Origin of the sequence: Gilliamella sp. B14384G10, from assembly GCF_016101685.1 — a bacterium.
GTDB classification, from domain to species: Bacteria; Pseudomonadota; Gammaproteobacteria; order Enterobacterales; family Orbaceae; genus Gilliamella; species Gilliamella apis_A.
This window is the reverse complement of the sequence record NZ_JACFQA010000002.1, coordinates 768,471-790,965: the sequence shown is the minus strand read 5'-3', so window position 1 is coordinate 790,965 and position 22,495 is coordinate 768,471. Positions and strand designations below refer to the sequence as shown.

The following is a 22,495-nucleotide window of genomic DNA, read 5'->3' as shown; positions in this document are numbered from 1 at the left end:
TTACACTAGAGCAATTAACGCTTTATCTTATGGTTAGCATAGACTCGATAAAACTGAGCAACAATAAAGATAAACGCCTGTAAAATCACAATACAAGCACTGGTAGATGCATCTAAATGAAAACTGATTAATGTGCCCGTTACTGTCGAAAAAACCGATACAATCACGGCAATTATTAACATTTTCTCAAATCGTTTGGTTAATAAAAATGCAGTGATACCAGGTGCAATTAGCATTGCAATAACCAATATAACACCCGCGGCTTTTAGTGATCCAACAATGGTTAATGCTAAAATACTTAATAAACCGTAATGCAATAATTTAACAGGCAAACCTACCACTTTGGCTTGTACGGCATCAAAGCAGTACAACATTAAATCACGGCGCTTAACAATCACTATAACCGAAACAATGCCCGCAATAGCAATAATCTGTATTAATTCTTGATAACTAGTACCTAATACGCTACCAAATAGAATATGGTTTAAATGTTGGGATGTTTCAACTTTAGAAAATAGCACCAAGCCAAAAGCAAACATTCCCGAAAAAACAATACCCATCACGGTATCTTCTTTAATTCTACTGTTTTCCTTAATATAACCGGTGGCGACAGAACAAAATAATCCTGAAGTAAACGCACCTATCATTAGGGGGATTCCAATTAAATAAGCGAGTACAATACCAGGTAATACTGCATGAGAAATAGCATCCCCCATTAATGACCAGCCTTTTAATACTAAAAAGCACGATAGCAAAGCACAAACAATCCCCGTAGCTAAGGCAGCCAGAATAGCACGTTGAACAAAAGGAATTGTTAGGGGATGATAAATAAGCTCCCATAACATAGTCATACCACTCCCCCTTTAATGCGTCTTGCTTGTCTAATTCGACGATGGTTGGAAATCAATCCTTGTCTTGGCGCAAAGAAGAAAGCAGTCAAAAAGATTAAGGTTTGTAGTGTCACAATCACGCCACCAGTTTCGCCATTTAAAAAATAACTTATCCAAGCACCAATTGCACTAGTTGATGCACCAATAACCACTGAAATAATTAATAACCTTGTAAACCTATCAGTGAGTAAGTAAGCGGTTGCGCCTGGCGTTACCACCATTGCAATGACTAATATTGCCCCCACAGTTTGCAGAGCTGCAACCGTACAAGCACTTAAAATAGTGAAAAATAGAATCTTTAATGGTAATGGTTTTAAACCAATAGAGCGTGCATGTGTTTCATCAAAAAACACCACTAACAGATCTTTCCAGAATAAGAGTAACAAAATAAACGAAACCAAAATGATGATTTGCACTTGTCTCATATCACTATCATCAATTCCCAAAATATTCCCAAAAATAATGGTTTGGGCATTAATTGAGGTTGGATTTAATGAGATGATTAAAAGGCCAATAGCAAAAAAGGTGGAAAAGATAAAACCTATAATTGCATCTTCTTTTAAACGAGTAAAAGCACGGACAATGATTATTGATAAAGCTGCCAACAAGCCAGTAAAAAATGCCCCAACCGAATAAGGGTAGCCGATCGCATAGGCACCAGCTACACCAGGTACTACAGAGTGGGAAAGGGCATCACCCATTAAAGACCAGCCTTTTAACATCAAAAACGCCGATAAAAATGCACAAGCGGCGCCAACTATACTACTTACCCAAATTGCTTTTAACATAAAGCCATAGGTAAAAGGTTCCAGAAGTAGTTCCATTTAGTTTTGCCCTTTAGGTTCAACTATCGTTGGTTCGACTAATAAATCTTGATGAGGTGAACTATCACTATCTTCACCGTAAAATACAGCAGCACGTTCATCATCAGTTAAAATCGACATCTTGCGAGGATCTTCATCCTCATGCAATTGTTCACCTGACAAGCTTAAATAACGCAATGCACCACCAAAAGTTGTCATCAAATTTTGTGGTGTAAAGGTGGTTTTGGTTTCGCCAAAAGCCAATACAGTTTGGTTAATTAACACCACTTGATCACAAAATTCAGGTACGCTACCTAAATTGTGGGTAGAAACCAAAATTAAATGGCCTTCATCACGAAGATCTTTAAGCAGATCGATAATAGCATTTTCTGTTTTAACATCGACGCCGGTAAATGGCTCGTCTAACAACAATACCTTACCTTGCTGAGCTAAAGCTCTTGCTAAAAAAACACGTTTTTTTTGACCACCAGAAAGTTGACCAATCTGGCGATGTTTAAAATCCAACATATTGACCCGTTCTAGCGCCAAATCGACTTGTCTTTTGTCCTCTTTACTTGGTATTCGCAAAAAAGACATGTGACCATAGCGTCCCATCATTACCACATCAGAAACTAAAACCGGAAAATCCCAATCGACTTCCTCTGTTTGTGGAACATAGGCAATAATATTTTGCTTCAATGCTTGTTTTACCGAAATATTATTAAAAGTCACTTGTCCTTTAGTTGGTTTTATCATTCCCATAATGCTTTTAAATAGTGTTGATTTACCACTACCATTAACGCCAACCAGCGCACAGATTGTGCCACCATTTAAACGAAAGCTTGCATCATGAATTGCGGTGTGACCGTTATTATAAGTCACGGTAATATCATCAACATTTAAGCAAATTTGAGTCATTATTTTTCAAATCCTTTAGCGATTGTTTCAACAGTCACTTTTAATAAATCGATATAAGTTGGTACTGGGCCATCTTGAGTTGAAAGTGAATCAACATATAACACACCACCGTATTTAGCACCGGTTTCTTTACTGACTTGTTTAGCAGGTTTATCTGAAATGGTGCTTTCACTAAATAAGACAGGGATATTATTCGCTCGAACTAAGTCAATAAGATTCTTAACTTGTTTGGGAGTACCTTGTTGTTCCGCATTAATTGGCCATAAGTAAGCTTCTTTAAGATTATAATCACGAGCTAAATAACTGAATGCCCCTTCACTGGTGACTAACCAACGTTTTGATTCTGGAATTTTAGCTAAACGCTCACGAAGTGGGGCATCTAGCGCTTTAATTTTAGCTACATAATCTGCGGCATTCTTATTATAAATTTCAGCATTTTTAGGATCATATTTAACAAAAGCGGCTCGAATATTTTCAATATAGGTTAAAGCTAAGGTTGGTGACATCCAAGCATGTGGATTTGGGTTACCTTTATAACTGCCTTCTTGAATTGGCATAGGATCGATTCCTTCTGTAACTACAACTGAAGGTACATCTTTAATATCCTCAAAAAAACGTTTAAACCAAAGTTCCAAATTTAAACCATTCCAAAGCACCAAATCGGCAGAGAGAGCTTTAGTAATATCTTTTGGGGTGGGATCGTATTCATGAATTTCGGCTCCTACCTTGGTAATGGATTCAACAATTGCAGCATCACCGGCAACGTTTTGGGCAATATCTTGAATGACGGTAAATGTGGTAACCACTTTAAATTTCTTTTCATCAGCCGATGCTGAATTAGCTAAGCCAGTTAAAACTAACAATGATGTTAATATCATATTTAATAACGTTTTGCGGCTTTTAAAAAAATTAAATTTCATTAGCGAATCCTTATTAATACTACTTGCTCAAGCTAGATCGAAATACAAAAATAAGTTATAGATAAAATTAGTCAGAAATGAATGAAATCCTTTTCTAAATAAATTATTAATAACAAAACCGTAACATTTAAATGTTAATGAGAATTATTATCATTTAATTAGTGAAAGTCAAATTATTTTTTATAACTAATTCTATTAATGTTAAATAAAGATACAAAAAAAGCGTAGATAGATACATCTATTAGATTGATAGCTAAAGTAGTGTTAAACTTAATGATAATTGAAAAAATCACACGCTCAGTTAATCAGCGTGTGATTGATATGATCGATTTAAATAAAGTTATGCATTAGAACGAATAGCGGTAACCACCATTAACTTGTAATAAATCGAATTTATTCCCTGGTGAGCTTTCTAAATCTAAATAAATATTATGATTTTGATTTATTTGAGCGTTTATACCAACGCCATTATTCCACCAATTGCCTTTAAATGAATGGCTTTCTTTATGGTTATTTAGTTTATAGTAAGTATCACCATCAAACTCTCTTACAATACCGGTTTTAGCATAGAGATTGATGCTATTTTTATCTGATTTATATTCATAACCAAATAGAGCTGATGCTCGGCCTAGTAATGAATTATAGTTGCCTAATTTAACATTAAGGCCATTAGAAGCATTAATCGTAGTACCATTTTGATGACTATATGATAACTGTGTTTGTGGTTCGATATAGAAATCATTAATTTTAAATTTCTGACCTAATTCCATTGATACACCAATTCCATTGGAATGTCCTGAACCTTGTACACGATTATTCGCTGTATCTCTAACTTTAAATTGATTTTTTAGACGGTCATATTTGGCAATACCATCAATATAAAAGCCACTATTATCTAAATAAGTTGCATATACACCGGTGTTAAATGAACGCAGTGAACCATCACCTTTACGATAGTTTGGGTCACCATAAGTCTGTCCGACAAAATTACCAATGACAAATGGTGAACTTTCAGATAACTGTTTGTCAGCCCCAAATTGGAAACCATGATAGCGCATATCGAATTGACTTAATTTACCACTAGAAAATGAATCTAATTTACCAGTGAAACCACGTAACCAAACATCACCAAATTCGCCACTAGTTCGCATATCACCTAAACGTTTTAAAAGGGTTTGAGTTTCAACATAATTCATTAAATAATTGGCATTAAGAAAACCAGCACTTGCCATTGCAGAAGATGTAATAGGTGCGGAAGATTCAATAGGTGTTGAAGACGTAATAGGTTGACCTGTTAAAACATAATCATTACCATCTTTATTCAAACTATATTGGTAACCACCAAGTTCAACATCGTGATTTGTTTTGAATTCCGCTGTGTTTATTGCATCGTCATCGATTTCAACCAATGTTAATTTTTCTTTACCAGTAGTTTGTACAGAACCATTATTAATTAGGTTAATCGTATGGGTTCCTTCTGCTGAAACTGTTCGGTTGGTATCAGATGATTTTGAGATAATAATTTTGTCGCTTTGTTGAGCGGCAATATCGGTACGTAAATTAAACGTCGAAGCTCCTTTTAAATTTTCGATAACGAGTTCACCGTAGTTATTACTTTTTGCAAAATTAGTGAAGGTTATATTTCCTTGTCCTGATAGTTCAGTAATATAAGAGTAGTCGCCTATAATTTCCCAAGAAGAGCCTTTGGCCAGATTTATTTTTATAATTCCTGTGGTATCTTGATTAGAATAGTCAATATCATCAGAGGGATCAAATGCTATGGCATTGCCAACAATTTTAGAGCCGGCGGCTAAATCCATAATTACCTTACCTCCATAATCAGCCCATATATCGCCTTTTATTATGGATTTATTTTTGATTTCTAATAATGCATCTCCATAAGATTCAATATTACCATTTATGTAAGAATCGCCATTAAATATTATATTTGTTCCTTCTCCTGCTAAGTAAATAGCATCAAAATTATTATCTATATGCGTTTCACCATTAAATACAAGTTTTCCACCCGTTATGTAAATTGTTTCATCATCATCATCATATTTGCTATCAACGCTTAAGTTTGCTTTCCCATTAATTATTACGGTACTATTTTTATTAGCTAAATTTATTGCGTACACATCTTCACCTTTTATTTTGATGTTTAGATCTTGTTCGAAGATGGTAGATGAAGGTGCCGTTATAGTTGGTAATATAAATCCTTGAACGCCGCTAATAAGAAAATTATTATCATCCGATAATTTATCTCTTGAGATGTTTATTGATACGTTTTTTTCAAAAACAGTTTCACTTCCAGAAGTTATATTTATGCCCGATGTAATCTTATTCTCAAATGTTTCAAAATCATGAGTAACTGGAATATTTACTTCATCAGTAAAAGTTTGTGTACCTTGTAAATTCAAAGCGTTAACCGTTAATGGCATAGCTAGGGATAATAGTGTAATTAGCTTCTTCTTTTTCATCTCTTTCCTCTTTTCTTTCCTTATATATTCCCAAACAGCTTAACAAAATGAAATAGGTTACTCAAATTAGTAATTGTTATTATCGAATAATTATTATTAAAAACGATTTATATCAACTATTAGTCGATTTTTGCTTATTAATGGTAAAGGTATATGATGGAGAAGTAATCAACGATATTTATACAACTTAAAAATCAGTAATTTAAAAAGGTGGATTTAAATATGAAACTACGTAAAGTAATGGTTATTGGTGTAGGTAATGTTGGTTCAACTACCGCTTATACATTGGTCAATCGTGGCTTTTGTGAAGAAATTGCACTGGTTGATCTTAATAAGGATTTAGCTTACGGGCATGGGCAAGATTTATTAGACGCCGCAGCATATCGACAAAATATGATTAAAGTCAGTTTGCGTGAATCGACGGACTGTGCGGATATTGATATTGCAGTCATTACTGTTACCTCCGGATTAGCGCAAAAAAGCAGGGCTGAAGAACTTGTAGGTACGTCTAAAATTATGGCTAATCTTATTCCTAGTATGATGAAAAGTGGCTTTAAAGGGATATTTTTAATTGCTACTAATCCGTGTGATGCGATTACTTATCAAGTGTGGAAGTTATCTGGTTTACCTCGTCATAGAGTTATTGGTACTGGTGTTTGGCTTGATACCGTGCGTTTACGACGGCTATTAGGAGAACAGATGGATATTGGACCACAAAGTATTGATGCATTTATTGTGGGCGAGCATGGTGATTCCCAATTTCCAGTTTGGTCACACTCATCGGTTTATGGTATCAATCTCAACGATTTAGAAAGTAAAAACATCGATTTTAATGATATTGGGCTAAAAGCAAAAAACAAAGGCTTTGAAATAGCCAAATATAAGCATTGTACTGAATATGGTATAGCTAGTACTATTGCAGAGATCTGCCAACATATTTTTACCAATAGTCACCGAGCATTAGCTCTTAGTTGTGTATTAGATGGTGAGTATGGTTATAAAGATTTGGCAATAGGCGTACCGGCAATTTTAGATCAACATGGTATTAAAAAAGTTATTGAACTTAATTTTAATGACAACGAAAAAAAATTATTCACTAATAGTGTCAATATAGTGAAAGGATATATTGATCATATTAGTTTCTAATTGTTAAAAAATTTGATTATAGGGGCGTTTTCAGACTTATTATCAGCTATTGATTACGCCCAATGTTATCTCAATACAAATTATCTAATTAAGATCACAAATGAAATATTCAATATATGATTTAGATTTTTTATCATGGTAAACCTTCAGTTGTTGTTTAGCATTTAGAATTTCATAAACTTGATTCGATTGATCAATCGTCTTCGCTAGATCCTTAGTAGATAATCTTTATTGTTATATTCTAATATTTATTATTTTAATGAGATTAACTGAAGTTAGTGGATAATTTTGAATGGTATATTTTTCAGTTAATAATATTATTTTTATAACTATCATACAATTAAATACTATTTACACAATTGCTACTATACAAAGTGGTTATTTGCCTATTTGATTGGAATCATTATTATGTAATATATCTTAGTGATAATCTTAACTTTAATTATTACTAATTAAATTTAATTCAATAACCTTAATGAGATTGTTTTAATAAAAGGAAGTAATACATGAAAAAAGTACTTATCTCTTTAATGTCAGTGGTGTTATTAACTGGCTGTAAAGTCGAATTAACTCCAACCGTAAATTTAAGTGATATAAACAGCGATACAGCGAAAACTATTTCATCAAAATTAATTGTAGAAGTGACAGCATGTGCTGATTATAAAGATTCTCGTAATGAATCATCTAGCTTAATCCAAGCTAAAAAGGGGATAACAGAAGTATTTGGTGATGCCAAATATATTGAATGTTATAGAGAAAAAATGGATTCCAAAGCGTTATTTGAAATTCCTACCACTGTTGGTGGTAAAGAGTTAACTGGTGATATCCAATTAGCTAATGCCGATTTTGGTGGAGGTCTGGTGGTAAAAATGTCACCAAACTTAAAAACTAAAATTGACAAAGTCAGTAAGTCAGGAATGTCTAAAATACAGCCATCAGTAACAATACAACTTAAAAATGATACTAGCGAAAATGTCGATATTGTTGCTCATGCATCATATATAAATGGTAAGCCCATGACTGTATCGACTTACACTCTGTTATCTGGAAAAGAAAGCACATTCAAATTATCTGATGTTTCTGTGTCATCTGCATTTGATAATGGTGTATCAATTATTTATGAAGATTTAAGCAATAGAATGAAATTAGAAAAATAAGAACCTAACTAAATAAAAAAACCTCGCATGAGGTTTTTTTATTCTATAAATGCTAATTAAATTAGTTTACCAAATTCATCTATTAATAAATAAAATTAATTTAAATCAATATGTAATCGCTTTTTTGAACAATGAAGACATTCAAATAAATATCCAATCATATCCCCATCTTTGGATAAATTGGCTTTAACAAAATCTGCAGAAAGTTCCTGTTGTTCTATATCTTCAATAAGCTCATCCCAAAAAGGTAATATCTCTTTTGCACCAACATAAGCTAAAAAAGCACATGGTTCATTACAATGTGATAGCCATACTTGTTGTTGCCAAGATATATAACTTGGTGTTCTATATAACACTTCATCAAGTTTATCCTTAGGTATAACTTCGACGCCAATATAATCATTGAATGAACCAGCAAATTTTTCCGCTGCTAGGCCATTAGCTATGCACCATGGGCAAATATATTCTGGTTCTTCTTCACTATAAAAATCTGCTGAATATTTAAGATGGCGTAATTGATTACAGACCGAACACTCCCCCTCTTCATGAATAAATATATCAAGTTCGTAGGCATTAGGATGATATTTAAAGGTTGGGCGACACATAATTAATTTCCCATATTAAATGACTTAGTGCATATCTCATAATAATCGAAAGATAATTATTGGCAATAAAATGTGAGGAACGACGTTTTTTAGTCTATTTAATTGCCAAAAATTATCATTATTAATTTATAAATTATGTTATTTATTAGGCAAAACAGCCCCTAATTTATTAGGGGCTGTTGAATTATTCATTGGTTAAGAATAATTTAAGTGATGGATTTTCAGTTTCATTATTAAAACCATAATCCAACTCGGTTAAATGTTTGGCAAAGGTTGTATGGCTGGCTTTATCAATTTCAAAAGCAGCTAGTACTCGGCCATAATCGGTACCGTGACTACGATAATGGAACATTGATATATTCCAATTAGTACCTAGCGTTTGTAAAAACTTAAGCAATGCACCTTGTGATTCAGGAAACTCAAAACTGTAAACTTGTTCGTTAAGAGGTTGGCATGGTTTACCACCAATCATATAACGAACATGTAGTTTGGCCATTTCGTCATCAGTGAGATCGACAACTTGATAACCAGCTGTGCTGAGTTCTTGCATGATTTCGTCTTTTTCATTGCTTCTAGCAATTTTAACGCCAACAAAAACGCAAGCCGATTTATCGTCATGATAGCGGTAGTTGAATTCTGTGACTGCTCGTCCACCTAATAATTGGCAAAATTTTAAAAAGCTACCCTTTTGTTCAGGTATAGTTACCGCTAAGAGTACTTCACGTTTTTCACCTAATTCACAACGTTCAGATACATATCGTAGATTATGGAAGTTTAAGTTAGCGCCAGATAAAATATGGGCTAAATTTTCACCACAGATATTATTCTTTTCGACATACTTTTTAAGGCCTGCTAATGCTACTGCACCCGATGGTTCTGCAATGGCACGTACATCATCAAATAGATCTTTAACTGCCGCACAGATTTCATCGCTATCAACAGTAATGATATCGTCAATATATTGCTGACAGAGTCTAAATGTTTCATCACCAATTCGTTTAACTGCAACACCTTCAGCAAATAAACCAACGCGATCAAGATCGACTGGATGTCCTGCCACTAAAGCCGCTTTCAAGCAGGCAGCATCTTCAGGTTCAACTGCAATCACTTTGATTGATGGCATGATTTGCTTAATTAATACGGCAATACCGGCAGCGAGTCCGCCACCACCGACAGGCACAAAAATACGGTCAAGCTTGGCATTTTGTTGCAACAGTTCCATAGCTATACTGCCTTGACCTGCGATAACTAGTGGATGATCAAAAGGTGGAATAAATATCCGGTTTTGTTGCTTAGCCAGTTCCATTGCTTTGGCTTTAGCTTCATCAAAATTGGCTCCATAAAGTAGTACTTCACCACCAAAGCCTTTTACGGCTTCGACTTTGATATCAGCTGTATTTAATGGCATGACAATTAGCGATTTAATCCCTAATTTAGTTGCTGAAAATGCAACGCCTTGAGCATGATTACCGGCTGATGCGGCAACTACGCCGCATTCACGTTCTTCGGGGGTTAAGCTGGCTATCATGGCTTGAGCGCCACGAATTTTGAAACTGTGGACTAATTGACGATCTTCCCGTTTAACAAAAATTTGATTTTTTAAACGAGTGGATATTTTTTCCATATGTTCCAGTGGCGTCACTTGAGCGACATCATACACGGCACTGCATAGCGTAGCTTTTAAATAATCAGCGCCGGTTAGTTTGTTAGCTTGTTGATTCACATTAACCACCTAATTTGCTTTTATCACGTACCGCACCTTTGTCTGCACTAGTTGCTAAGCTAGCATAAGCTTTTAGTGCATATGAGACATAACGGTCACGATTATGAGGAGTAAAGGCTTTATCACCACGAGCAAGTTCTGCGACACGGCGACGTTCTAATTCATCTTCTGGTACGATGAGCTCTAATTTACGATTTGGGATGTCGATATCGATAATATCACCGTCACGCACAAGACCAATCACCCCACCATTAGCGGCTTCTGGTGAAATGTGACCAATAGATAATCCTGAAGAACCACCAGAAAAACGGCCATCAGTGATTAATGCACAGGCTTTACCAAGCCCCATTGATTTTAAGTAACTTGTCGGATAAAGCATTTCTTGCATACCCGGCCCACCTTTTGGTCCTTCGTAGACAATTACTACCACATCACCTGCCACTACTTTGCCACCTAAAATTGCATCAACGGCATCTTCTTGGCTTTCATAAACTTTGGCCGGACCACGGAAAACTAGGTTTTCGGCAGCAACACTGGCGGTTTTTACAATAGCGCCATCTTGGGCAACGTTACCATAAAGGGTTGCTAATCCACCATCTTGACTATAAGCATGTGCCTTATCACGAATACAGCCATTTTCACGATCATCATCTAAGCTATCCCAATAACAATCTTGAGAGAAGGCCTTGGTGGTGCGAATGCCTGCTGGACCACTGCGATACATTTTTTTGACGGCTTCGTCAGTTGTTTGTGTAATATCATATTTGGCAAAGGTTTCTTGTAAACTTAAACCAAGTACGTTATGTACGTTACGGTTTAGTAATCCTGCTTTGTCCAATTCAGACATGATGGAGACCACACCACCAGCACGGTGGACATCTTCCATATGATAAATTGCGGTACTTGGTGCCACTTTACATAAATGAGGAACTTTGCGTGATAATCTGTCGATGTCTGACATTGTAAAGTCTATTTCACCCTCTTGCGCTGTGGCAAGTAAATGTAATACGGTATTTGTTGAGCCACCCATGGCGATATCAAGAGACATAGCATTTTCATAAGCAGCTTTAGTTGCAATTGATCGAGGTAAATAAGCTACATCATCATGTTCGTAATACTGTTTGGTTATTTCAACAATGCGCTTAGCCGCATTTAAGAAAAGTTGTTCACGCTGTTTGTGGGTGGCAACCAGTGAGCCATTACCCGGTAAAGAGAGACCTAATGCTTCGGTTAAACAGTTCATTGAGTTAGCAGTAAACATCCCAGAGCATGATCCACAAGTCGGGCAGGCAGATTGTTCAATAGCCTCGCTGTCGGCATCGCTAACATTGGGGTTAGCACTTTGGATCATAGCATCAACTAAGTCGAGTTTGATGATTTGATCTGACAGTTTAGTTTTACCAGCTTCCATTGGACCGCCAGAGACGAACACAGTTGGAATGTTTAAACGCAGTGACGCCATTAACATCCCTGGGGTAATTTTGTCACAGTTTGAGATACAGATCATAGCATCAGCACAGTGTGCATTAACCATATATTCAACTGAATCGGCAATGAGTTCTCGAGATGGTAAGGAATAAAGCATACCACCATGGCCCATAGCGATACCATCATCAACAGCAATAGTGTTAAACTCTTTGGCAATACCACCACAAGCTTCAATTTCTTTTGCCACTAGTTGACCAATATCTTTTAAGTGGACATGGCCAGGTACGAATTGTGTGAATGAATTAACCACTGCAATGATGGGTTTACCAAAGTCTTCATTTTTTACGCCTGTTGCACGCCATAAGGCGCGGGCGCCTGCCATGTTGCGACCTTCAACTGAGGTTGCTGAACGATATTTAGGCATTTGTTGCTCCCAATTTTTCCTAATGCAAGCGACCGATTTCTATCGGTACATTTTTGAGTTCTTAATAAATAGTAAAATGATGACACCGCCGAATTAATCTTAATCGGCGGCTCTTATCAATGCTTATTTAATTAGATCTAACCAACCATATTTATCTTCAGTCTTGCCATTGAATAATCCGAAGAATGTCTGTTGAATTTGTTTAGTGATTGGGCCACAACGACCAATACCAACTTGAATACGGTCAACACTGCGTACAGGTGTGATTTCGGCAGCAGTACCGGTCATAAACACTTCGTCAGCAAGATATAGTGATTCACGAGACAGAGTCTGTTCACGTACTTCAATGCCTAAATCACGAGCAAGAGTAATGATCGCATCACGAGTGATCCCTGGAAGGGCAGATGATGATAGTAAAGGAGTAAATAATATACCGTCTTTAACGATGAATAGGTTTTCACCTGAGCCTTCCGAAAGCTGACCGTTTACGTCTAATGCAATCCCTTCTTGGAAGCCATTAGCACGAGCTTCAGATCCGATAAGTAGTGAAGATAAGTAGTTACCACCAGCTTTTGCTGCTGCTGGAATGGTATTTGGAGCAAAACGGTTCCATGATGATACCATTGCATCAATACCTTGTTCTAAGGCGTCTTCACCAAGGTAGGCTCCCCATGGGAAAGCGGCAATCATAACATCTGTTTGATAACCTGCTGGTGGAATAACACCCATACCAACATCGCCAATAAATGCTAATGGACGAATGTATGCGCTTTTTAAGTTGTTTTTCTTAATTACTTGACGTGTTGCTTCCATGATCTCTTCAAGTGAATAAGGAACAGGAAAACGATAAATTTTAGCTGAATTTAATAGGCGCTGCGCATGCTCTTTATGACGAAAAATTGCTGGCCCCTTGTTAGTTTCATAACAACGGACACCTTCAAATACTGAAGTACCATAATGCAGAGCATGTGACATTACGTGAATTTTCGCATCTGCCCATGGAACCATTTCGCCATTGAACCAAATATAATCAGATTTTGCTGTAGTACCCATTTTTGTTTTCCTCTTAAATTTACTTTTATTAAGCATGTATACTGCTTTTATTCATTTAATGGTAAGTATTATACATCACTTTTTTGTTTGTTTAACTGCTAAAAAAATTACTTTTTTTATTTAACTTATTGTTTCACTAAGGTTTATTTTATGCTTTATTCTATCGCTATAACATCTTCCAATTTGCTAATTTGGCTTTGTAATGAAGATAGTGATCGTTCCGTGGTTAATGTTAGATTTAAGATAAATAAATGATTATCAATTGATTGCATTTGCATCTGTTGTATATGTCCGCCACGGTGGCGAACAACGCGTAAAATGCGTTCAAGAGAACCCAATTTATCATTGGCTTTTATAGTAAATTGATGTGTTGCTATTTGATTCATCACTTACTCCTTATTACTTTTATCTAACATATTTTCATTTGCTGCCCCTGGTGGTACTAGTGGCCATACATTTTCTAGTTCATCAATACATACATGCAGTAAGTAAGCTCCAGATGAATTAAATAGATTGTCAAGCGCTGATTCGATTTCCGACTTTTTACTGATCATTTGTCCCGGAATATCAAATGCTTTAGCTAACATTAGAAAATTAGGGTTGTCCGATAAATTGGTTTCGCTATATCTTTCATTAAAAAACAGCTCTTGCCATTGTCTCACCATACCTAAACGTTGATTATCAATTAGTACAATTTTTACTGGCAATTTTTTACGTTTTATTGTGGTTAATTCTTGTACGTTCATCATAAAAGAACCATCACCAGATACACAAATCACCATATCTTCAGGTCTGGACAGTTGTGCACCTATAGCTGCGGGTAGACCAAAGCCCATTGTTCCTAATCCACTAGAAGTAATAAAGTTTTGTGGATGATTAAAACTCATATGTTGCGCTGTCCACATTTGGTGTTGACCAACATCAGTGGTAATTACGCTGTTGACTGGCCTTCTTTCCGAAATACGTTTTAATAATGCTGGCGCATAAATTGCTTCACCTGGATGATCATAGCGAGTAGGGTGCTGCGCCTTCAATTGTTTAATTTTCTCGTGCCAATCTTTAATAGAGACAGTTTGATGAAGCATTGGCAAAACATGTTTAATATCGCCTTGCAATCCTAGATGGCTTTGGCGTAATTTATTTATTTCAGACTGATCAATATCAATATGAATGACTTTAGCATGTTTAGCAAATTCATTGAGTTTGCCAGTTACTCGATCGTCAAACCTAACTCCTAAAGCAATCAGTAAATCACACTCTTGTACCGCTAAATTAGCTGCTTTGGCGCCATGCATACCAATTAATCCTAAGTAATAAGGATTGTTAAGATCAGCAACACCGAGTCCTTTTAATGTCGATACACTAGGTATTTGCGTTAAGTTCATAAATTCACGCATTTCAGCAATTGCATTTGATAGTCCAACGCCACCACCAATATAAAGCATGGGTTTTTCGGCTTGGCCAATCATTTGTTTAGCAAGTGCTATCTCGTCAGATGAGATTGGATATAATTGAGCATTATCAGAAGGAGTTTTTATGGTTGTCGGTGTTAAATAGGTTTGGTAATCATGTTCGGCAAGCTGGATATCTTTTGGGATGTCAATTAATATTGGTCCCGGCCTACCCGAATTGGCTAAATTGAAGGCCTCTTGTAAGGTATTTGGCAACTGGGTGGCATCATTAATTAAATAGCTATGTTTGGTGCAAGCTAAGGATAAGCCTAAAACATCAACTTCTTGAAAGGCATCAGTACCAATTAATGTGGTTGGAACTTGTCCTGTAATGGCTATAACAGGTACTGAATCAATTAATGCATCAGCAAGGCCAGTAATAATATTGGTCGCGCCAGGGCCTGATGTTGCAATACAAACTCCAATTTTTCCGGTGGCGCGAGCATAACCAATGGCTGCCATTGCGGCACCTTGTTCATGACGACATAATACGTGTTCAATTCCACCATCATAAAGTGCATCGTATAGAGGCATAATTTGACCACCAGGATATCCAAAAACGGTGGTAATGCCTTTTTCTTTTAAGGTTCTTACTATCCACTGTGTTCCTAACATTTATTCCTCACTTGTTACTTTTGCTCATTTATTGTTAATGTCAAAATTTTTCATAAAAAAAACCCCGCTTTTTGGGGCGGGGGTTTTTGAAATATGGTAACCATATATTTAACTCAAAAGACGCCCCCGCGTTGGAATAATGACCACGCTGACAATAATGTTAATGAGGACGACGATGAGTGAAAAAATCATAATGCTTTTGTAATTATTTTGTCATTTTCGAAAGATGTTTAATCAAAATACTCGTTTTAAAAAAAAGTGCAACAATTTTTTATGCTTTTTTCAAAAGCAGCTTTAATTAATTTGTTTATTGTTTGAAAAAAGTTTGAGGAAAGGGGTTTTTTAGACTTAAAAAAAAGATTATTTTCGGTTTTAATTTGGCTTTTTATGGCTGGTTAGTGTATAAATATTAATCATTGATCTTAAAAGTAAGCTAGCTGTTTTAACCTAGTATTGTTAATTATTATTTATTACTCATTAAGAGATGTTTATATGAAAATACTTAGATTGGTTGCATTTTTGCTAGTGAGTTTTTTAGTGTTTGGTTGTAAAAAAGCAAAAGACAATACCGTGGATAACGTTAATGATGAATCACTTGTTGCGGTACAAAATGCAATGATTGAACCCATCAAGAAAGCTTTACCCATTGTGATTGATGAGTTAACGACTTTGATCGGTATCGATAAAGATAAAGATCATAACATCATTAATTACCAATATGAGGTTAAAAATACCTCTGAACATACGTTATTATTGCCAAGTACACTTGATACTATCCGTCAAACTTTGTTTAAGGCTTATTGTGAAAATAATGAAGAAATGCAACAGTTAAAAACAGCATTTCCTGATGGCGCAAACTATCATTATTTTATTGATAATAAAGAGATTGTCGTGGTTGAATTAACCCCGGTAGATTGTCATGTTAAATAATTATCTGTAATTGATAAAATGATCATTCTTCAAAGAAGGTATAAGAAATAGGCTAGCTAAGGATTATGGATGAAGACAATTATTTATTTTATTGTGTTGGTCATGCTCCAATTTGGTTGTGATAATTCATCGATAGGTAATAAGAAAATTGATAGACTTGTGTAAAATGTTGGAGCTGAAAAGACCGAGAAGCGATTATAACTGATCGATCAAGCTAATTATGCAAAATACAATGCGTTAAAAAATAATAAACCTTATGGTTTAGATGATGATAAAGCTGCTGCCATCAGTATAATTAAGGAAATATTGTCTATTACTATTGATGTTCATACGATCTTATTTGATGTTACAGCTGAAAATAATATTATTGTTTATCATTATAAAATTAAAGGGATAGCTAGAAAGTTTTTAATGTCGCCAAAAAATAAACAGCAAATTCGTCAGGGAATGGTTGAAAGTTATTGCAAAGAGATTCCCCAAATGAAAAGGGTGAAAAAAATATTTTAATCAAGGTGCGAAATTTATCTATTATATTGAAGGGAAAAGTGTGTTAACTATAGTCGTGATTGCTTGCTCAACTAATAAATAGCGATTATTAAGCAGGCGTTGCTAGCTTAATGTTTATTTATTTGTTACACTATTTTTGCTGTTCAATTTATAATCAGTCATGGTTTTAGCATAAGTCTATTCTGTCCTCGCTAGGCCATTCAAGGAAGTCACTGTTACTTTATTCTCAAATTTTGGTTATTAATGATTAATATTTTTACAGTGTTTTATCGGTTAATATAATTAATTGAATTAATTAAATATTTTAAAGATATAAAATAAATCTAGCAATAGGAATTTGTGATTATTAATTGATTTCATTTAAGTTATATTGAATTTGTCTACAAATACATGTCTAACTTAGGAGAAAATTATGAGCAAGCAAACCTATAATCCGATAACTAAATATCATCATGACAAGTTTCCTAAACAAAAGCAAACTCCTCCCGGCTTACAATATGAAATGAATCCAGTGCCTGATTGTGGTGAAAAAAGTTATCAAGGTCATCAACGGTTAGAAGGTCGAAAAATGTTGGTTACTGGTGGGGATTCAGGGATTGGTCGTGCAGCAGCTATTGCTTATGCAAAAGAAGGTGCTGATGTGGCAATCAACTATTTGCCAGCTGAACAAAAAGATGCTGAAGATGTTGCTAAAGTTATCGAATCTGTAGGGCGTAAAGTAGTGTTGATTCCTGGGGATTTAAGTGATGAGGGATTTTGTAAAAAATTAGTTGATGAAGCGCATAAAAAATTAGGTGGGCTTGATAATCTAACCTTAGTTGCTGGTAAACAAACAGCCGTTGAAGATATTATGCATCTCTCTACTGAACAGATTAAAAAAACCTTTGAAATTAATGTTTTTTCACTCTTTTGGCTAACTAAAGCTGCATTGGAGTATTTAAAACCAGGGGCAACGATTATTACCACTTCTTCAGTTCAGGCTTATCAACCAAGTGCTAATTTATTGGACTATGCTGCAACTAAAACTGCAATTATAGCTTTTACTCGAGGTTTAGCTGCACAATTAGGTGGTAAAGGTATCCGTGTCAACTGTGTAGCTCCTGGTCCAGTTTGGACGCCATTACAAATCTGTGGAGGTCAACCAAGCGAAGTAATACCGGAATTTGGTAAACAGACGCCATTAAAACGTGCTGGTCAGCCTGTTGAACTTGCTGGCGTTTATGTTCATCTTGCATCAGAAGAATCAAGCTATACCACCGCGGAAGTATATGGTGTAACTGGCGGTATGCATATTAATTAATTTTCAATAATTATAATATGTTAAAGGGCTGTATTAGCCCTTTTTTTATATTGTATATGAACGATTTTTTCTTTCTTTTTCAATATGAAAAGTTGTATATTTTTTTATAGTTATAATTTACAATTTAATAGTCTTTTTAATCTGATTAAATCATTAATTAATTTTATAATAAGGAATTTATATGAAAGGTTTAAAATATTCGGCATTTGTCCTAATGGCTGCCGCTCTATTCGGTTGTGATGATTCAAAATCTAAACCAGCAGATAACAGTGCCAATAGTGAGCCAGCCAAAACTGCACCAGCTTCTAATGATGCGGAGGCAGCCAAGACAGATCTAAGTAAAGCTCAAGACAATTATATAAGTGAAGCTAAAGGTTTCTTACCAACAAAAGTGAATTCAAATTCAAGCCTAGTTGATCTTTATAAAGAAAATAATTCAATTAACTATAAATATGTAATGGATATATCTAAAGATGAGTTAGATATTGACCAAAGTAAAAAAATTACTGCTGATGCATTAAAAACTCTCTATTGTTCAGATAATAGTGAAATGAAAGCTTTTAAAAATGCTTTCCCTGATGGTGCGATTCATAATTATTATATTAAAGATGAAGTGGTATTTAGTATTCACTTAAAACCTTCTGATTGTGATGCAAAATAGTTAAAAATAACTATTACTTTTATTAGTAAAATAGGGCTATTTAGCCCTGTTTTTTTATGTAATTATTCTAATGCTTTGCCTTTGGTTTCAGGGATCAAGAAGATAAAGGCTATTGCTGATAATAAGTAAGCTCCAGAAAGTAATGCTAATGCATAACTGATAGAGTAAACAGTTGCTAAATAGGCAATGAGTACTTGCGAGACACCCGCAATACCACGACCCACGTTAAAGATAATATTTTCAGCACTAGAACGGGCATCAGTAGTGTAATGTTCAGCCAGTAAAGCCCCATATCCACCCATCATACCATTAACAAAAAAGCCAATTACTGAACCAAATAGAATTAAAACTAACATATCAGTTTGGTGAAAATAAAACCATATTGAAATAGCTGATATAAGTAAGAATATTATATAAGATGGGCGACGACCAAATTTATCACACAACCAGCCGAAAATTAAGATCCCTAATGACATACCAATCGTGGTTGATATGGTCCAAAACATCGTGTTTTTGAACGGTAATTTTAATTCAGTCGCAATCATGTTTGGCATCCAAACCATAAGCCCATAAAAACCAAAGTTTTGTACTGCACAAGCAATAGTTAAGCCAATAGTAGTAGCTGTGATTCTAGGGGATTTAAATAGTTTACCGATAGCAATTTTATTTTTGTTTTGGTCTTTTAAGTTTTGCCAAATTTCAGGCTCTTTTAATCCTTTACGTGTCCATGCAACAAATAGTGCTGGTAATACACCCATAGCAAATGCCCAACGCCAGCCATGCACTTCACCAATAAAATTAACTGTTAAAGCGGCAAGAATTATACCCACTTGAAAGCCTAATGCCACAATCGATGTTGCTCTGGAACGTTTGTGTTTAGGCCAGCTTTCTGATACCAATGTCATGCCGATACCAAATTCACCACCTAGACCAAGGCCACTAACAAAGCGAAAAATTAAAAAGCTTTCGTAATTTGGTGAAATAGCACAAAGGCCTGTAAATAATGAAAAGATTAAGATTGTCCATGAAAATACTCTAACACGGCCAAATTTATCAGCAAGCACGCCGAAAAGAATTCCACCTAATACAGCTCCTAATAATGTTACTGAAGTTAATGTACCTAGATCGGGTTTAGTTAGGTTAAAAGTGGTTGCAATTAGACTAAAACAAACACCTAAAATCATCATATCTAAACCATCTAATGCATATCCTACCGTTGATGCAAATAAAGTACGTTTTTGATAAGGAGTTGTTTGTGCGCTTTCACTCTCAGCTTGGTTGGTCATGTTTGCGTTAATATTCATGTTTACCTCAAGTCAATAAAAAGATAGTGGTTCAATATAAGCGTTATTTTGTTTAACTCATCATTAAACGAAGGGGCTCAAAAAGCGGGGGCAAGTATATACTTAAAAATGGCAAAAAGCTAAATGAAAATCCAAAAATATCAACTTTTATTTTATTTATTGTTGTTTTGGCAAAATTATCTGTTTAATATTGAAAAATATCTAATTTTTTAGACAAATTAACCGATAATTTTGCCATTTTACGGATGTTAGCTGATAGCTTAGTAACCGATATTATTGAGATGAAATTTTACTCTTCAGCAAAATACCAATAACCGAGATTAACAAATTTTAACATGACATCTAAGGTTGTTTGGTCTTGTATTTGCTCGTAGTAAAGTACTTCAGTTTCACATAACAGATTGATTGTTGTCATTGGTAAAGGTATTTTTTTGCCGTTGATATAGGCGGTATCATCGATTTTTAAGATACGAATACTAGGAACTCGGTAGAGTTCAGCTCCAGCTTTGAGAATTGCTTCGAATTCATCTAAATCATAAGCTGGTTCAATAGGAATGATGTTTAGTTCATGCATAGGCATTGTGATATGTTTACCAAACCAATCATTAAACAAAGCAGGATTTTTTATTAAATCAATCATTTGACTTTGAAGCTTTTCAATTTCATATGGTTGAATTAAATAAGGATCTTTTGGTAATTTTAACTCTGGATCTTGATAAAAAATACCATTAGGCAAATTATCGATAATATAATCGGCAAATCCACTGAGTAAGTCTTGTGATGTTTGGGTTCTAAATCCTACTGAGTAACTAAGTGATTTGCCAATCGATACTCCATTGTGTGGAAAACCAATTGGTATATATAAAATATCTCCAGCAGTGATTTCTTCATCAATAATAGGTTGATAATCTTCAACATGTAATAAAGCTTTATGAGCACTAAACTGTTTATAGTTAGGATTGCGATCACCGACTTGCCAACGGCGGCGGCCTTTACCTTGAATGATAAAGACATCATAATTATCAATATGAGGGCCAACACCAGCACCTTGGGTTGCATAAGATATCATTAGGTCTTCAAATTGCCATTGTGGAATGCATTTAAATGGTTCGACTAAACTGGCTGCTTGCTCATGCCAATGATCGACAGCTTGGACAAGCAGGCTCCAATGATCTTCACCTAAGTCACTATAATCGATAAATGGCCCATATTTTGCGTCCCATTCCCCATTTTTGTTGGTAACAATTCGACTTTCGATTTCTTCTTCCATGGCAAGACCAGCTAGTTCTTCAGGAGAAATTGGGTCGATAAAATTACTAAAAGCATTACGTAAAATAACTGGTTTTTTTTGCCAATAATTAGTTAAAAAGTCATCCCAATTGATTGTTAATTTATTACTCATTAATTACTCCTTGTAAATTGAATAATTGACAAAAGTTTGTTGTAGTTTGTTGTGCAATAGTGTCAAGAGTTACGCCTTTTAGTGCGGCTAAATAGTTAGCTACCTCTCTAACATAAGCGGGCTGATTTTCTTTTCCCCGATAGGGAACAGGTGCTAAATAAGGGGAATCAGTTTCAATCAACATACGATCTAATGGCACAAATCTTGCTACTTCTCGAAGAGATTCGGCATTTTTAAAGGTGATAATTCCTGAAAATGAAATATAAAAACCAATATCTAATAAAGCTTTAGCTGTATCAATATCTTCAGTAAAACAATGTAAAACCCCCGAGTAAACTTGCTCTTCTTTTAATATTTTTAGGGTATCTTGTTTAGCGTTACGGGTGTGGACAATTATTGGTTTTTTTAATTGCTTACCTAAATGAATGTGTTGTATAAAATTGTATTGCTGTAGTTCAAGATTATCTTGTTGATAGTAATAATCAAGACCTGTTTCGCCAAGAGCGATAACATTGTCTTCTTGAGCGAGGCGGGCAAAACGCTCGGCATCGTAAGGTTCATCATCTAAATTGAGAGGGTGAATACCGCATGAAAACGAGCACTGTTTTTTATAGGGCATTAGCATTGCTTTCATCGATTCATAACCCGACAACGTTGTTGCAACACTTAGACAATGTTTCACATCATTGTGTAGTGCTTCTTGCAAAACGCTATCAAGCGTTTTATTAGTATAGTCCAAACTGTCTAAATGACAGTGCGAATCAATTAGAAACATATT

20 protein-coding genes are annotated in these 22,495 nt (G+C 35.2%); 6 read left to right on the top strand and 14 right to left on the bottom strand.

Annotated elements, in window-relative coordinates; translation table 11 throughout:
* Positions 1-14: 14 nt before the first annotated feature.
* The 5 genes from H3T54_RS07840 to H3T54_RS07820 all read right to left on the bottom strand — a co-directional run bounded on the left by H3T54_RS07840 (position 15) and on the right by H3T54_RS07820 (position 6,011).
* The gene (locus H3T54_RS07840) at positions 15-851 is read right to left on the bottom strand and encodes a metal ABC transporter permease (RefSeq protein WP_110448314.1); all 837 of its coding nucleotides are present in this window, start codon (positions 849-851) and stop codon (positions 15-17) included.
* Positions 848-1,714 carry a metal ABC transporter permease gene (locus H3T54_RS07835; RefSeq protein ID WP_198221878.1) on the bottom strand — a complete coding sequence of 289 codons (867 nt, stop codon included), beginning with the start codon at positions 1,712-1,714 and terminating at the stop codon, positions 848-850. The genes H3T54_RS07840 and H3T54_RS07835 overlap by 4 nt, the downstream gene beginning before the upstream one ends.
* Entirely contained in the window at positions 1,715-2,611 is an 897-nt protein-coding gene (locus H3T54_RS07830; RefSeq protein WP_198221876.1) for a manganese/iron ABC transporter ATP-binding protein, read from the bottom strand.
* Positions 2,611-3,489 carry a metal ABC transporter substrate-binding protein gene (locus tag H3T54_RS07825; RefSeq protein ID WP_370527367.1) on the bottom strand — a complete coding sequence of 293 codons (879 nt, stop codon included), beginning with the start codon at positions 3,487-3,489 and terminating at the stop codon, positions 2,611-2,613. Before H3T54_RS07825 ends, H3T54_RS07830 begins: the two co-directional genes overlap by 1 nt.
* A 389-nt stretch (positions 3,490-3,878) precedes the next feature.
* The gene (locus H3T54_RS07820) at positions 3,879-6,011 is read right to left on the bottom strand and encodes an autotransporter outer membrane beta-barrel domain-containing protein (protein WP_198221871.1); all 2,133 of its coding nucleotides are present in this window, start codon (positions 6,009-6,011) and stop codon (positions 3,879-3,881) included.
* A gap of 222 nt (positions 6,012-6,233) precedes the next feature.
* Between H3T54_RS07820 and H3T54_RS07815 the strand changes: the two genes are divergently transcribed.
* Together H3T54_RS07815 and H3T54_RS07810 are read left to right on the top strand one after the other, a co-directional pair.
* Positions 6,234-7,157: an L-lactate dehydrogenase gene (locus tag H3T54_RS07815; protein ID WP_198221869.1), complete on the top strand. Its 924-nt coding sequence runs from the start codon at positions 6,234-6,236 to the stop codon at positions 7,155-7,157.
* Positions 7,158-7,663: 506 nt separating this feature from the next.
* Positions 7,664-8,314, top strand: coding sequence for a hypothetical protein (locus H3T54_RS07810; protein ID WP_198221867.1), 651 nt, complete (start codon positions 7,664-7,666; stop codon positions 8,312-8,314).
* A gap of 95 nt (positions 8,315-8,409) precedes the next feature.
* Here the strand turns inward: H3T54_RS07810 and H3T54_RS07805 are convergent, their stop codons facing one another.
* From H3T54_RS07805 to ilvG, 6 genes are all read right to left on the bottom strand, one after another.
* On the bottom strand, positions 8,410-8,919 hold the full coding sequence (locus H3T54_RS07805) for a CbrC family protein (protein ID WP_110448308.1): 510 nt from the start codon (positions 8,917-8,919) through the stop codon (positions 8,410-8,412).
* A gap of 184 nt (positions 8,920-9,103) precedes the next feature.
* Entirely contained in the window at positions 9,104-10,642 is a 1,539-nt protein-coding gene (ilvA, locus tag H3T54_RS07800; protein WP_370527355.1) for a threonine ammonia-lyase, biosynthetic, read from the bottom strand.
* Position 10,643: 1 nt separating this feature from the next.
* The gene (ilvD, locus tag H3T54_RS07795) at positions 10,644-12,494 is read right to left on the bottom strand and encodes a dihydroxy-acid dehydratase (RefSeq protein ID WP_065614101.1); all 1,851 of its coding nucleotides are present in this window, start codon (positions 12,492-12,494) and stop codon (positions 10,644-10,646) included.
* A 123-nt stretch (positions 12,495-12,617) separates the two neighbouring features.
* Entirely contained in the window at positions 12,618-13,547 is a 930-nt protein-coding gene (locus H3T54_RS07790) for a branched-chain amino acid transaminase (RefSeq protein WP_110448305.1), read from the bottom strand.
* Between the two features lie 155 nt (positions 13,548-13,702).
* Positions 13,703-13,933, bottom strand: a complete 231-nt coding sequence (gene ilvM, locus H3T54_RS07785; protein ID WP_198221863.1) for an acetolactate synthase 2 small subunit — start codon at positions 13,931-13,933, stop codon at positions 13,703-13,705.
* 3 nt (positions 13,934-13,936) lie between these two features.
* Positions 13,937-15,613, bottom strand: a complete 1,677-nt coding sequence (ilvG, locus tag H3T54_RS07780; protein WP_110448303.1) for an acetolactate synthase 2 catalytic subunit — start codon at positions 15,611-15,613, stop codon at positions 13,937-13,939.
* Positions 15,614-16,105: 492 nt separating this feature from the next.
* Here ilvG and H3T54_RS07775 point away from each other — a divergent pair, with 492 nt between their 5' ends.
* The 4 genes from H3T54_RS07775 to H3T54_RS07760 all read left to right on the top strand — a co-directional run bounded on the left by H3T54_RS07775 (position 16,106) and on the right by H3T54_RS07760 (position 19,011).
* Entirely contained in the window at positions 16,106-16,543 is a 438-nt protein-coding gene (locus H3T54_RS07775) for a hypothetical protein (RefSeq protein WP_110448302.1), read from the top strand.
* Between the two features lie 306 nt (positions 16,544-16,849).
* Positions 16,850-17,050 carry a hypothetical protein gene (locus H3T54_RS07770; protein ID WP_198199165.1) on the top strand — a complete coding sequence of 67 codons (201 nt, stop codon included), beginning with the start codon at positions 16,850-16,852 and terminating at the stop codon, positions 17,048-17,050.
* Between the two features lie 412 nt (positions 17,051-17,462).
* Positions 17,463-18,350 (top strand): SDR family oxidoreductase, encoded by an 888-nt coding sequence (locus H3T54_RS07765; protein ID WP_198199166.1) that lies wholly within the window; start codon positions 17,463-17,465, stop codon positions 18,348-18,350.
* Positions 18,351-18,531: 181 nt separating this feature from the next.
* Positions 18,532-19,011 carry a hypothetical protein gene (locus tag H3T54_RS07760; protein ID WP_110448300.1) on the top strand — a complete coding sequence of 160 codons (480 nt, stop codon included), beginning with the start codon at positions 18,532-18,534 and terminating at the stop codon, positions 19,009-19,011.
* A gap of 62 nt (positions 19,012-19,073) precedes the next feature.
* Here H3T54_RS07760 and H3T54_RS07755 read toward each other — a convergent pair whose 3' ends face one another.
* From H3T54_RS07755 to H3T54_RS07745, 3 genes are all read right to left on the bottom strand, one after another.
* Positions 19,074-20,315 (bottom strand): MFS transporter, encoded by a 1,242-nt coding sequence (locus H3T54_RS07755; RefSeq protein WP_110448299.1) that lies wholly within the window; start codon positions 20,313-20,315, stop codon positions 19,074-19,076.
* Positions 20,316-20,604: 289 nt separating this feature from the next.
* Positions 20,605-21,717, bottom strand: coding sequence for a cupin domain-containing protein (locus tag H3T54_RS07750; protein ID WP_198221861.1), 1,113 nt, complete (start codon positions 21,715-21,717; stop codon positions 20,605-20,607).
* A complete protein-coding gene (locus H3T54_RS07745; RefSeq protein WP_198221859.1) occupies positions 21,710-22,492 on the bottom strand; it encodes a YchF/TatD family DNA exonuclease in 783 nt (260 codons plus the stop codon). The genes H3T54_RS07750 and H3T54_RS07745 overlap by 8 nt, the downstream gene beginning before the upstream one ends.
* Positions 22,493-22,495 lie beyond the last annotated feature (3 nt).